11 protein-coding genes, 1 tRNA gene and 1 pseudogene are annotated in these 13,962 nt (G+C 34.5%); 7 read left to right on the forward strand and 6 right to left on the reverse strand.

The genetic code is table 11. From position 1 onward, the window contains the following. A pseudogene (locus AA80_RS01595) lies at positions 1-553 on the forward strand (IS110 family RNA-guided transposase); the annotation flags it as partial. 295 nt (positions 554-848) lie between these two features. On the opposite strand, the gene AA80_RS01600 reads toward AA80_RS01595, so the two are convergent. From AA80_RS01600 to AA80_RS01615, 4 genes are all read right to left on the reverse strand, one after another. Further along, positions 849-1,709 (reverse strand): ketose-bisphosphate aldolase, encoded by an 861-nt coding sequence (locus AA80_RS01600; RefSeq protein WP_103876126.1) that lies wholly within the window; start codon positions 1,707-1,709, stop codon positions 849-851. A 49-nt stretch (positions 1,710-1,758) separates the two neighbouring features. Beyond that, positions 1,759-2,598 carry a carbohydrate ABC transporter permease gene (locus AA80_RS01605; protein WP_103876127.1) on the reverse strand — a complete coding sequence of 280 codons (840 nt, stop codon included), beginning with the start codon at positions 2,596-2,598 and terminating at the stop codon, positions 1,759-1,761. Further along, positions 2,595-3,389, reverse strand: coding sequence for a carbohydrate ABC transporter permease (locus tag AA80_RS01610; RefSeq protein WP_199177804.1), 795 nt, complete (start codon positions 3,387-3,389; stop codon positions 2,595-2,597). Before AA80_RS01610 ends, AA80_RS01605 begins: the two co-directional genes overlap by 4 nt. Positions 3,390-3,589: 200 nt before the next feature. Beyond that, the gene (locus AA80_RS01615) at positions 3,590-4,843 is read right to left on the reverse strand and encodes an ABC transporter substrate-binding protein (RefSeq protein ID WP_103876129.1); all 1,254 of its coding nucleotides are present in this window, start codon (positions 4,841-4,843) and stop codon (positions 3,590-3,592) included. A gap of 716 nt (positions 4,844-5,559) precedes the next feature. On the opposite strand from AA80_RS01615, the gene hutH reads away from it, so the two are divergent. From hutH to AA80_RS01645, 6 genes are all read left to right on the forward strand, one after another. Beyond that, positions 5,560-7,086 carry a histidine ammonia-lyase gene (gene hutH, locus AA80_RS01620; protein WP_103876130.1) on the forward strand — a complete coding sequence of 509 codons (1,527 nt, stop codon included), beginning with the start codon at positions 5,560-5,562 and terminating at the stop codon, positions 7,084-7,086. 17 nt (positions 7,087-7,103) lie between these two features. Further along, entirely contained in the window at positions 7,104-9,131 is a 2,028-nt protein-coding gene (locus tag AA80_RS01625; protein WP_103876131.1) for a urocanate hydratase, read from the forward strand. A 12-nt stretch (positions 9,132-9,143) separates the two neighbouring features. Beyond that, a complete protein-coding gene (gene ftcD, locus AA80_RS01630; protein WP_103876132.1) occupies positions 9,144-10,043 on the forward strand; it encodes a glutamate formimidoyltransferase in 900 nt (299 codons plus the stop codon). Continuing rightward, positions 10,033-11,319 (forward strand): imidazolonepropionase, encoded by a 1,287-nt coding sequence (hutI, locus tag AA80_RS01635; RefSeq protein WP_103876133.1) that lies wholly within the window; start codon positions 10,033-10,035, stop codon positions 11,317-11,319. The genes ftcD and hutI overlap by 11 nt, the downstream gene beginning before the upstream one ends. Before the next feature lie 58 nt (positions 11,320-11,377). After that, positions 11,378-11,466, forward strand: a tRNA-Leu gene (locus AA80_RS01640). Positions 11,467-11,680: 214 nt separating this feature from the next. Further along, complete coding sequence (locus AA80_RS01645) at positions 11,681-12,868, forward strand: ComEC/Rec2 family competence protein (protein WP_103876134.1); 1,188 nt, start codon at positions 11,681-11,683, stop codon at positions 12,866-12,868. Between the two features lie 17 nt (positions 12,869-12,885). Here the strand turns inward: AA80_RS01645 and gcvH are convergent, their stop codons facing one another. Both gcvH and AA80_RS01655 read right to left on the reverse strand, forming a co-directional pair. Beyond that, a complete protein-coding gene (gene gcvH / locus AA80_RS01650) occupies positions 12,886-13,236 on the reverse strand; it encodes a glycine cleavage system protein GcvH (RefSeq protein ID WP_103876135.1) in 351 nt (116 codons plus the stop codon). 104 nt (positions 13,237-13,340) lie between these two features. Then, positions 13,341-13,937: an ECF transporter S component gene (locus tag AA80_RS01655; RefSeq protein ID WP_103876136.1), complete on the reverse strand. Its 597-nt coding sequence runs from the start codon at positions 13,935-13,937 to the stop codon at positions 13,341-13,343. Positions 13,938-13,962: the final 25 nt, after the last annotated feature.

Here is a 13,962-nt window from a genome sequence, read left to right on the forward strand (position 1 = left end):
TTTGCTTTCATCCTTTATCTTCATTCGAAAGGTGGTGAAAGGTAGTTCTCAGTTTTTGGCTTTACAAAGACTTACACGCCATAGGTTCCATTTAGTTCATACACTCGCTTCTGAAAAGAATTGGATGCTTTCCAACATTTATCTGAAATTCAGTGAATTGGCTGTGAAAAATAGGGATAAGCCCTTTTCCAATATATACGGTGCTACGTCTTGTGCTGCTTTGACTGAGTTCTACTCTTTGGATGAGATAGTTTACAAACCCATTGGTGATTTAACTAAGTTCGTTATTGAAAAAAGTAAAAACAGGTTCAAAGATCCCGTGAAGGTTGCAACTCTTCTTAAACAAGCAGCCAATAATTCGTACAGATTAGACAAAATGGCTTATGAACCTTTGAATATCGCTATCTCTTCCTCCTTAAACGTAATAAAAGCCTTGGAAAAAGAAATAGAAACCGTTGATAAGGCTATTGAAAAAACGGTAAAAGGGCTTAATCCCATAGAATATAAATCACTCATCTCTGTCATTAAAGTTTCAGCCAGTAAGGGGAGATAATAAATTATTAACAAAAATTAACTCTGAAATAATTCCCAAGAGTGCTTATACCTAGAAATTTCTTCTACAAATCAGGCGAACTTTCTTTTCTTGCATCCTTAAAATTTATATTTTCTCTGTATCCCCATTCGTCAACCGTTATGATTATGTAAAAAACTTCTTCTCTATATCTACGTTTATGATGTTGCGCGTGTTTCCTAGATTATTTGCTCTTATCCATATAGCAAATCCTTCACAAATAGGTTATTCCATACTATTTTAGACCTTTTGTTTACGCAATTCCGAATAATAATCTTTAATAAAATTTTGCTTTACCTGCAGCTTGGAAAAGTTCAATTTTTTGAATTGCGACTTTTTTCATGTAATCAATACAAGGAGGTTGAATAACGTTTGGCTCTCTAAGATTTTGATCTTTAAGGATTTCACGCATTTTTTCAAAATAAGCTTTTTTAATATCGCTAGAAATGTTGATTTTATTGATTCCTAGCCTTACGGCTTCACTAATTTCACTATCTGGATTATTAGAACCTCCGTGAAGAACAAGAGGAATAGGTAAATTTTCCTTAATTTTTTTTAGTATTTCTAATTTTAGTTTAGGTTTCACGCCTTTAGGATAAAGACCATGAGAAGTTCCAATTGCAATTGCTAAGGCATCGATACCAGTTTTTTTTACAAAATAAACTGCATCATCTGGATTAGTATAAATTATTTCATTAATTTTTGTTTCTGATTCTGTATCAGTAGAGCCAATTGTACCTAGTTCTCCTTCTACAGAAATATTTACATAGTGTGCAATTTCAACCACTTTTTTGGTAAGATCAATATTCTCCTCAATTGGCAAATTAGATCCATCAATCATAACAGAAGTAAAACCACTTTGAATGGCAGTTACAATTTCTTTTAAAGAGGAACCATGGTCTAAATGAATACTAGCTGGTATTCTACTTTTATTAATCTTTTGAATTATTGATGTGATCATTTCTACACGTATATGAGCCAATTCATTGGGATGAATTGCTATAATAACCGGCGATTGTTTTTCTTCTACTGCTTCAAATATCCCATTAAACATTGAATAATCACTAATATTAAAAGCTGGAACTGCAAAATACTTCTTATTTGCAACCTCTAACAATTCTTTTAAATTCATTAACAAATAATAACACTCCTTCCTTTATTTTGGATTTTAATTTTTATTTAAATTATTAGCTCTTTACGGCTCCTGCAGTCATTCCACTGATAAAATATTTTTGAAAAATAAGAAATAAGATAACAACGGGTAAGGATCCAAGAACACTCATAGTCAACATTTCACTCCAGTTATAAGCATGCTGTCCCATTAATAAACTAATTCCAACTGGAACAGTTCGCATCTCTCTAGTTTTCGTTAATGTTAAGGCAAATAGATATTCGTTCCATGCACGTAAAAAAGTATACATTCCAACTGATATCAATCCTGGAACTGCTGAAGGGATTAGCACCTTCCACAAAGCATTAAGTCGAGTCCCTCCATCTATTCTTACTGCCTCGTCTAGTTCTTTGGGTAAAGTATTCATATATCCAGTCATTATTAGTATTGCATAGGGTAGTGTGAATAGTAAATAGGTTAAAATTAAAGCACCATAAGTGTTGTATAGTCTTAATGTAACTATTAAACTAAGATAGGGAATCAGCAAAGTAATAGGCGGAATTGCCTGCATACTAATAATCATAACATTAATAATTTTTTTTCCGGGGAAGTCAAATCTGCTAAAAGCATATGAAGCTAAGATACTGATAAATAAGGTTAAAAGTACCACAACACCGCAAATAAAATAACTGTTTAAAAAATAGCGTAATTTTTCAGGGCTTGTAAAAATTGAAAAATAGCTTTCCAAAGAAAAGTTCTCTGAAATCCAAATAGGAGGCCAAGCAAAAATCTCATTATTAGGTTTAAATGAATTTAGCACCATCCAAAAAACTGGAAAAGCTGGCCATAAACTTCCTACAGCAAGTAAAATAATGGTCAGGATTTTAATTCGTTGAGTTTTTTTCTTCTTATTCATTTTAAGCCTTCCCCTTTCTGCTGTTTGGCATAAAATATTGCTAAAACAATGCAAATCAATAAAACAATCACAGAAGTAGTTGCCGCTTTCGAATACTGAAAGCTACTAAAAGCTTGCTTATAAATATAAGTACTTAATGTTTCGCTTGCGTGAAGAGGTCCCCCACCAGTTGTCATCCAAATTAACGTGAATTGTTGTATAGTCCAAACCAAATCTAATGTTATTAAACTTAGCAAAATTGGTTTTAATTGAGGAATTGTAATATAAAAGAATTGGTTCATTGCATTTGCTCCGTCTATAGAGGAAGCCTCATATAACTCTTGTGGAATTCCTTGGAGCCCTGCTAGGAGACTAATCATATAAAAAGGATAACCAGACCAAATATTAATAATGGTAACTGAAACTAAGGCTAAATCTATTGAGCCTAACCAGTTAATGGATGTGTCAATAAAATTAAAAGTTTGTAATAAATAATTAACTATACCATTAGGATTTAGCAATAATCTCCATAGAATTGCAATAATCGCTTCAGTAAAAAGCCATGGTAAGATGAAAATAACTCTAAAAAGAGCTTTCGTTTTTTTTCCTATATATTTACTATTTAAAAGTAAAGCAAACATGATTCCCAGAATTAGATGAGCCAATACACTAATTCCAACAAAAAAAGTAGTATTTTTTAGAGCTGTGAAAAAGATTGGATCAGTCAAAACATCATAATAATTAGCTATGCCTACAAAAGTTGGATTTTTATTAATTATTACATTGTCAAAAAACGAAAAGAGTATCACCATAGTAATTGGAACTGCTATTAATACAATCATAACAATTAATGCAGGTGATAAATAAAAATAGGGGACCATTTTTTTTTTTTAGATTTGGAGGTAATTTCATTAAATCAGCATCCCTTCTTTCTTATTTTTTTAGGAAAGAGAGTGCACCAGATTCTCGTGGACACTCTCTTAATTTACACTGGGTATTAAAAAATTTAATCTTAGAAAATTTTCAGCCATTCTTTTTGAATCGTCTCCAGCATAGTTTCGGCTGAATCAATTTCTTCTTCCAAATACAATACGAAATTCTCCAAAAAGCTCCTCATTAAGTCTTCGGATCTGGGGAGGCCTGTAAATTCATTAATGGCATAACTTTCTTGATAAATTTCATATGCATCTAAAAATAGCTTATCTTGGTCAGAATAGTCTGGCTCCGAAGCAGTATTCCCAGGGAAAGCATTTGCATAAACTGCCAGTTTGGCATTTACTTCTGGGCTCATTAAATATTCAATAAAACGCCAGGCTTCTTCTTTGTGCTTTGAATTAGAGGCAATACCAATTCCCCAATTTGCTACACATATTCCACTCTTTCCAGTATATCCGTCCATCTTGGGTATACTAGTTATTGCAACATCCATATTGGGGGCACCTTCTTTTATCAGCGTAAGATGAGCTAAAGAGGAAATCATAAATGCTAATCTGCCATTTACAAACTCTTCTACCATATCTGGTTCCCTCATTATATAAGCCCCAGGTGTAACTAGTCTCTCATCAAACAGCCATTTTATAAGTTCAGTAGTTTGTATTAACTTTTCATTACCAATTAGTTGAGGTTTTCCATTTTCCAACATATTTCCACCCGAAGCCCACAACCAACTCATAAATTGATTCTGAATCCCATTTGGTAAAGCGCTGGACAAAGGAAGTGCGTAAGCATAAATATTACTTGTAGGATCTGTAACTTTTTGAGCTAAACTTTTAAACTCGCTCCAGGTAGTAGGAAATTCTACGATACCCGCATTTTTTAATATATCTTTGTTAACATACATGGGATAGGCAAAATTTACAACCGCAATCATGTAGGTATTCCCTTCTACTTGGACTTGTAAAGACAACTGACTATCATCATAACCCGAAGAGACCATCAATTCACTCAGATTTGCAATTGCTCCCTGTTTAGCAAAATCATATACCCAAGAGCCGTCAAGACCTACAACATCTGGCATCATACCAGTAGCAGCCCCCGCAGCTATCTGTACTTTAGTGTCTGCATATGGGTTACTCAGCAATTCAATATTGATGCCTGTTTTTGCGGTAAACTCATCACAAATTTCACGCAATACTCCTTCAGGAAGTTCTGGTTCCCACCACTGTTGAAATTCCAAAGTTATTTCCTCACTTAAACTAATTACTGAAATCCCAAAAATTACAATGGACATCAACAATAATACTAGAAACCTTCTTTTACCCAACATAAATTTCACTCCTCTTTTTTTTAAAATTTGGTAATGATTTTAACCCTAACCTCGTTACTTAATTGTCACCTCCTTGTACTTATTTCATGCATATTTTTCCCTCACTCTTTGGAAGAGAAACTCTTTTTATATCTAAAGCTTCTATTTACTTTATTCCTGTCAATTGTAAAATACACATCTACCTAAATTTAGTCTAAAATATTCTATTTTGGATTAACAATAGTAAGTTTATTCAAGCATCCAATATTAGAAAAAAGTAAGCTATTTTTATTCTTTGTAAATTAGTTTTTAAAAACAAAATATACTTTGTCTATTAATTAAAAAGTTTTTTAATCTTATCAACATTTTTTCTAGTGTTGCTAAAATTAGATTTTTGAAATTTCTAAAGAAAATAATTGTGGGAATAAGTTCAAATTCTGTTCAGAATAATTATATGGGAGTTAACTTTTTTTGTCAACCATTAATTTATTCAATCAACTAATATTAGGAGCAATTACGAGCAATTATTTGCGATTAGGAAGCTTTTTCTTAGTTTTTCTTGAATTTTGTTAAAAATTGTTTTGTAAGATTTCATTAGATTTTCTTGTTTAATCGACTTAGATTGTTTTTAATCGACATTAATCAGCTCTATTTAAAAGTGAGAAATTTTTTTCACGGTGTTATAATTTTGTTAGCAGATATGAAGTTTTTGCTTAATAGAAAGCGAGGTCTTATATTTGAAAAAGGTCTATATAGATGGAGAACATCTGAGTTTGGAAGATGTGATTAATGTCGCTAGACATTATTATGAGGTGACTATCGAAAACTCCGTTCTTGACAATATTGAGAACTCCAGAAAAGTTGTAGAAAAGTTTGCAGAAAAGGAAAAAGTCGTGTATGGTGTGACCACTGGATTTGGAGAACTCTGTAATGTTTTCATTTCTAACGATAAAACGGAAAAATTACAAAGGAATCTGATTAGGAGTCATGCATGCGGAATTGGGGATCCTTTAGATATCGAAACTGTTAGGGCAATTATGTTGCTCCGTGCGAACTCTTTAGTCAAAGGTTTTTCTGGAATAAGGTTATCCACCATACAAACTTTGATCGATATGATCAACAAGAAGGTTCACCCGATAATACCAGAAAAAGGATCTTTAGGAGCAAGTGGTGATCTAGCTCCATTAGCTCATATGGTGTTACCGATGATAGGAGAAGGAGAAGCTTATTACGACAACAAGATGTTAAGTGGAAAAGAAGCAATGAAGATGGCAGGAATAGATCCGATAAATCTTGTTGCAAAAGAAGGTCTCGCTTTGATAAATGGAACACAAGTTATGACAGCCATAGGTGCATTATCAATATACGATAGCATAGAACTTTTAAAGACAGCAGATATCATTTCATCATTGACTTTTGAGGCGTTGAACGGTGTTATCGAGGCTTTTGATGAGAGGGTACACAATTTAAGACCTCATAAAGGGCAGATTGGTTGCGCTAATAATTTGAGGAGAATACTTGAAGGTAGTAAAATGGTGTCTCATCAAGGGGTATTGCGTGTTCAAGATTCTTATTCATTGAGATGTATCCCTCAGGTTCATGGTGCCTCACGTGATGCAATAAATTATGTACAAGATGTCATTGAAAAAGAGATGAATGCTGTAACTGATAATCCTTTGATATTTTCAAAAGAAGAAGAAGCAATTTCTGCGGGGAATTTTCACGGCCAACCAATCGCCTTGAGTATGGACTTTTTGGCAATTGCCTTATCTGAAATTGCAAATATTTCAGAAAGACGAATAGAAAGGCTTGTTAACCCTAAATTGAGTGGGTTAGCTCCTTTTTTGATAGAAGAAAGTGGCTTGAATTCTGGTTTTATGCTGGTTCAATATTCAGCCGCCTCGTTGGTTTCAGAAAATAAAGTCTTAGCTCATCCTGCAAGTGTTGACTCAATTCCTTCTTCTGCAAACCAAGAAGATCACGTTTCTATGGGTACAATCTCAGCGAGAAAGACGAAAAATATTCTAAACAACGTCCAAAAAGTATTAGCTATGGAAATGCTTTGCGCTTGCCAAGCCATAGACCTACGAGGAAATAAAGGTTTAGGAAAAGGTTCAAAGATAGTTTATGATATAGTTAGAGATAAAGTACCGAAGATTAACGAAGACAGAGCGATGTATAAAATGATAGATAAATGTGAAGACATATTAAAATCTGGCATAATCGTTAAAGAAGTGGAAAAAGTAATTGGTAAATTATTTTAAAGAAAGGAGAAATTATCATGGTGAACAATATTGATATTTCTAATGCAATGTCCATTAAGTTGGATGATAAACTGCCTAGTATGCCCAAATTCATAGAAGGCATAAGAAGGGCACCTAAAAGACATTTGAACTTATCAAAAAGAGAAGTAGAACTAGCCCTTGCAAACGCCTTAAGGTACGTACCAGAAAATTTGCATGAAAAATTGGCTCCAGAATTCTTGCAAGAGTTGTTTACTAGAGGTAGAATTTATGGATACAGGTATCGACCTGAGGGAAACATTAAGGCAAAACCTGTAGATATGTACAAGGGTAAGTGCATTGAAGGAAAGGCATTTCAAGTTATGATCGACAACAATTTGGATTTTGATGTTGCTTTGTATCCTTATGAACTGGTAACCTATGGTGAAACCGGTCAAGTATGTCAAAATTGGATGCAGTACAGATTGATTAAAAAATACCTTGAAGAATTAACGAGAGAACAAACCTTAGTTGTGACTTCAGGACATCCTTTAGGCTTGTTCAGATCCACCCCAAATAGTCCGCGAGTGATAATAACAAACGCATTGATGGTTGGGATGTTTGATGATCAAGAACATTGGATCAAGGCACAAGCCATGGGTGTTGCCAATTACGGGCAAATGACTGCGGGAGGTTGGATGTATATAGGACCTCAGGGTATCGTTCATGGCACTTACAATACCTTGTTAAACGCTGGAAGGTTGAAATTAGGAATACCACAAGATAGTGATCTAAGAGGGCGCTTGTTTGTTAGTTCAGGTTTAGGTGGAATGAGTGGTGCTCAAGCTAAAGCGATAGAAATCGCAAGAGGCGTTGGGATAATTGCGGAAGTGGATTATTCGAGAATACAAACAAGGCTCAACCAAGGTTGGCTAAAAACCTGCAGTAAAGATTTGGACAAAGTTTTTGAAATAGCCTTCGATCATCTAAATAGAAAAGAACCCATTTCTATCGGTTATTATGGTAATATTGTAGATCTATTGGAATACATTGTAAAGAAAAATATAAAGGTAGATTTGTTATCAGATCAGACATCTTGTCACGCTGCCTACGAGGGAGGTTACTGTCCTCAAGGCTTGACTAATGAAGAGAAGAATCAGCTCTTAGAAACAAATAAAGATAAATTTATTGAATTAGTCAACAGTTCATTAAGAAGGCATTTCGAACTTATAAAAACAATGGTTGATAGAGGAACCTACTTTTTTGACTATGGGAATAGCTTTATGAAAGCGGTTTTTGATGCGGGCGTGAAAGAAATATCAAAAAATGGGATTGATGAAAGCGAAGGTTTCATATTTCCCTCATATGTGGAAGATATAATGGGGCCATTAATATTCGACTATGGTTATGGACCTTTCAGATGGGTATGTTTAAGTGGAAAAAGAGAAGATCTATTGAAAACGGATAAAGCGGCGATGGACTGCATAGATCCCAATAGAAGGGGCCAAGATAGAGACAACTACATATGGATTAGGGATGCAGATAAAAATAATCTTGTTGTAGGTACTCAAGCAAGAATCCTTTATCAGGATGCTATAGGAAGGATGAAGATAGCGCTTAAATTCAATGAAATAGTAAGAAAAGGGGAAGTTGGTCCCATAATGCTCGGAAGGGATCATCACGATACAGGTGGAGCTGACTCTCCTTTTAGAGAAACGGCGAATATAAAAGATGGAAGTAATATAATGGCAGATATGGCAACCCATGATTTCGCAGGAAATGTAGCAAGGGGAATGAGTTTGGTGACACTCCACAACGGAGGTGGAGTTGGAATCGGTAAGGCAATTAACGGTGGTTTTGGCTTGGTTCTAGATGGAAGTGTAAGAGTGGATGAAATAATAAAGAATGCAATTCCATGGGATGTTATGGTTGGGGTTGCCAGACGATCTTGGGCTAGGAATGAAGCTTCTATAAAAACATCAATAGAATACAACAAAGAAAACAAAAATACAGATCATATAACTTTGCCCTACATTGCTGACAAAGATATGATAAAAGATTTGGTTGATAAATACTATGAGGGTTAGGAGGTAGATACTTTGAATAAAATTCTAGAGTGTGTTCCCAATTTTAGTGAAGGAAGAGATAAAGAAAAGTTAGAACGTATTGTAGATGAAGTAAGAAAACAAGAAGGAATAAAATTGCTGGATTACTCTATGGATAAAGACCACAACAGAAGCGTAGTTACTTTTGTAGGAGAACCCGATCAGGTAATAGAAACAGCTTTTAACGCATGCAAAAAAGCAGCCGAGTTGATAGATTTAAGAACTCACAAAGGCGAACATCCTAGAATGGGCGCTACAGACGTTATCCCGCTCATTCCAATTAAAAACATATCAATGCAAGAGTGTGTAGAGTACTCTAAAAAATTGGCAAAAAGAATAGGAGAAGAGTTGAATATCCCCGTGATATTGTATGAAAAATCAGCCAGCCGACCCGAAAGAGAAGATTTAGCCGTTATAAGAAAAGGTGAGTTTGAAGGAATGTTTGAAAAATTAAAACAAGAAGAGTTCAAACCAGATTTTGGCCCAGATAAACCACATGAAAGTGCAGGAGTTACCGCTGTGGGAGCCAGAATGCCTTTGATAGCTTTCAACGTAAACCTAAATACAAACAACTTAGACATTGCAAAAAAGATAGCCAAAGCTGTGAGAGGTAAAAGTGGCGGATTTAAATACTGTAAAGCACTAGGTTTTGAATTAAAAGAAAGGAATATCGTCCAAGTTTCGATGAATATGGTTGATTACACAAAAACACCTTTGTACAGAGTATTTCAATTGATAGAAAACGAAGCGAACAGGTATGGAGTGAACGTCATTGGAAGTGAAATAGTTGGGTTGGTGCCAATGAATGCCCTTGTTGATACAGCTGATTATTTTCTGAAATTAGAAGATTTCAGTTATGACCGTGTTTTGGAGAATAGGATTTATGGAGACTAATATGAGCGAAAAAGCTACTTTGGTGATAAAAAACATTTCAAATTTAATAACCATGAAAGGTCCTAATAGACCAAGAAAGAAAGAAGAAATGTCAGAAATTGGCTTGATTAAAAATGGCATCATTGCTGCTTCAAAAGATAAGATTATCTATGTTGGAAGTGGTGACTTGCCAAAAGACATAGAAATATCTCAAGATGCAAAAATTATAAACGCCCAAGGAAAGACTGTAACGCCTGGTTTGATAGATCCTCACACTCATTTGGTTCATGGAGGCTCAAGGGAATACGAATTATTTAAGAAATTAAAAGGTGAAAGTTATTTAGATATTTTAAGTTCTGGAGGAGGAATATACGACACCGTAGAATCAACAAAAAAAACGTCTTTTGAAGAATTACTTAAAAAGGCAGAAAAAAGTTTAAATAGAATGTTGTCTTATGGAGTAACAACCGTTGAAGCAAAAAGCGGATACGGACTCGATGACTTTGACACTGAGTTGAAACAGCTTGAAGTCATAAGAGAACTCAATAGAATCCATCCGGTAGATTTGGTCCCAACCTTTTTGGGAGCCCATGCCGTACCTAAAAAGTACGAAGGCAACGTCGATAAATTCGTAGATATACTTATAAGAGAAATGATCCCGTATGTGGCAGAAAAAGATTTAGCTAAATTTTGTGATATATTCTGTGAAAAAGGAGTTTTCTTAGTTGATCAATCCAGGAAAATACTCTCTGCTGCAAAAGAACACGGCCTATTTCTCAAAATTCATGCAGATGAAATAGAACCTTTAGGAGGTGCCGAATTAGCTGCTGAGTTAGGTTGTATTTCAGCTGATCATTTGGTTGGTGCAAGTGATGAAGGTTTGAAAAAAATGGCCAAGAGCAATGTTATAGCCACGCTACTTCCTACGACAACCTTCTTTTTGCAAAGTGAGAAGTATGCAAACGCTAGAAAGATGATTGATCTTGGTATACCAATCGCATTATCGACAGATTATAACCCAGGAAGTTCGCCTACAGAAAATTTACAATTGGTTATGACGTTTGGGGCACTAAAATTACATATGAATCCAAAGGAAATAATTACATCGGTCACTATTAATGCCGCTTGCGCGTTGAAATTAGAGGATAAAATCGGAAGTTTAGAAGTAGGTAAAAAAGCTGATATAACAATTTTCGATGTCCCAAATATAGAATACCTAATATATCACTTCGGAGTAAACCACACTCAAACTGTTATAAAAAATGGAGAAGTGTATGATATAGCCGCGGTCTCTTGACAAAGCCTATAACGTAGTGTATAATAATTTTGATATCTTGACATAAGTAACTTTTTCCGCCGGGGTGGTGGAATTGGTAGACACGTATGGTTGAGGGCCATATGAGTATTTACACTCGTGCGGGTTCAAGTCCCGCCCCCGGCACCAAGATAAAGGATCGTGCTTTACGATCCTTTTTTAAATTATTTTTATTATATTTCTTGATTGACAATCTCACTTCTAATTTCTATCTACTGGGGGTAAAAGTATAGAAAAGAAATCTGAGGTTAACTTTCCTTTTTTTATTGAATTATTTATTGCCTTTTCTTTGTTATTAGCACTTTCCTACTTAAATAAAGTCTTGGTATTAATAGGCTATTTTTTGTTTCTTTTTCTTTTAAAACTCTTTGAAAAAGATAAATTAAAAGTCTTTTTAATCGGTGTTTTGTTGTTTCCTGCCTTGTTATACATTCCCATCAATCTCAATTCAGAAGTGGGTATTTTGGGAAAAATTATAGACAAAAGAGGAAATTATTATACGGTATTTTCAAAAAAAATCTATTATGAAAATCAATGGCAGAATTATAGGAATTATTATAAATTTTACTACCGTGAATTCAGCACGGTTCCCATCACCACGGGCAAAAACGTTTACATATATGGAACAATTGAAAACGATTTTCTTAGAGCTGAATATATGGCTCCTGCTAACAACAACTCGATTATGAAGGTAAAAGATCTTGCAACCAATAGATTGTCTGAAAACATAGAAAATAATGAGGCACTTGATATATTGACGAGCTCTTTTATGGGTAATATACGGGATAAAGAGGTATTTCAAAAAACAGGGACTTTGCATCTATTTGCCGTTTCAGGTATGCACGTTTACATAATTTACTCAATGATCAGCTTCTTTCTAAACTTTTTTATCTTGAAAAGAAACCTAAGACTCATTTTATACTCTACTATCATCACTTTTTATTTGATTTTTACCGGATTCACCCCAAGTTCTGTACGGGCTGTATTGCTTTTAATCACCTTGAACTTATTCAGACTTTTCGATGTCCCTGTTAGCTCCTTCAACATTTTAGGATTAATAGGATATCTCAACCTTTTGTTCATTCCTAATAATCTTATGAACGTTAGTTTTCAAATGAGTTATGCAGCGACTTTTATGATTTTATTTACAATGAACTATGTAGAAAATCAATATTTTAGATCTTTATCTGTCCCCATAGCGGCATATGTTGGTATATTTCCTATAGCTCTGATACACTTTGGAGAAATTTCTTTGACTGGACTTTTCATAACGCCTATTCTAACACCTGCTATTTCATTATTAATCTTATGTAGTATTTTATCAATATTGTTGCCTTTCAATTTTGTTCATTTTTTTTCAACTTTTTTTGCTTTGTCACTAAAAAATTTCGTAAATCTTTTTACCTTTTGGGAACCAATTGAATTTAGTTCTTTATTTATTCCCTTATTTTTATGGAGCTTGATCTTTTTGCTATATGTATGGCTTCTTCAAAGTAAACAAAAAAGGCCCCAATTTAATAGAGGCCCTTAATTTTGAATTATACTTGTTTACATTGGAGGGTCTTCATCTAAAAGATCTTCGATCTCTGATTGATCAGAAAATTCAATTTTTACAATCCATCCTTTATTTTCGGCGTCTTCGTTTATTATTTCTGGCTTGTCTTCAAGATCTTTGTTAACTTCAACGATTTTCCCACTTAAAGGTACATATATATCTTCTGCTGACTTTACAGATTCTATGGTGCACAGGACTTCACCTTTTTTTACTTCTTTTCCAACTTCTGGTAATTCAACGTAGGTAACATCACCCAATTCTTCAGCAGCCTTTGAAGAAATTCCGACAGTTGCTATGTTCCCTTCTATTGTTACACATTCATGGGTAAGTGCGTATTTCTTCATAATACTTGACTCCTCCTTTTAATTTGTAATTTTTTGTTGTCTTTAGAAATTAAAAAAGTTGCTATAGCGCCTTTCCCCCGCATCCCACCCAGGTTATTAGTTAACTAATAACCTGCTTTTTTTACAGCTCTGATTACTCCAACGGTTATTAATACCGCTATAATAATCTCTGGGATACCGTTTGTTAGGCCTATACCTAACATTACCCCACCTACCGCTTCCCTTGCTACTCCCATAGCGGTAGCTATCCTGTCAGCAAATAAGAGATACATCATACTTAAAACACCTACGGTGTTAGTCAAAGTTCCTAAAGCAGCACCTACACCAACAGATACGCTATTTCTCCACTTTGAAACTTTTTCTTTATTACTCGAGAAAAGTTCAAATACTAACCTGTATGAATAATATGAAACTAAACCAATCAGTATTCTTGGTAATACAGAAACTAACGGATTAATAAAAGCAAAAGACAGTATGTTTGGTCTTAAAAGTGCTTGAATTATGCTAGACACCCCAAATATCAATCCTATGATCATTCCTGCCACAGGTCCCTCCAATATTGCCCCAATTATAACTGGAATATGCATAGTTGTGGCATTTGCTGGGGGAATGGGAATAAACCCCAATGGAGTAAATCCTAGAACAAAAGAAATACCAGATAACAACGATATAGTCACCAAGCGCTTGGTTCTTACTTTCATGTTTTTCCTCCTCGTATAATATGTA

This window comes from Petrotoga sibirica DSM 13575, from assembly GCF_002924625.1.
Classification (GTDB): Bacteria; Thermotogota; Thermotogae; order Petrotogales; family Petrotogaceae; genus Petrotoga; species Petrotoga sibirica.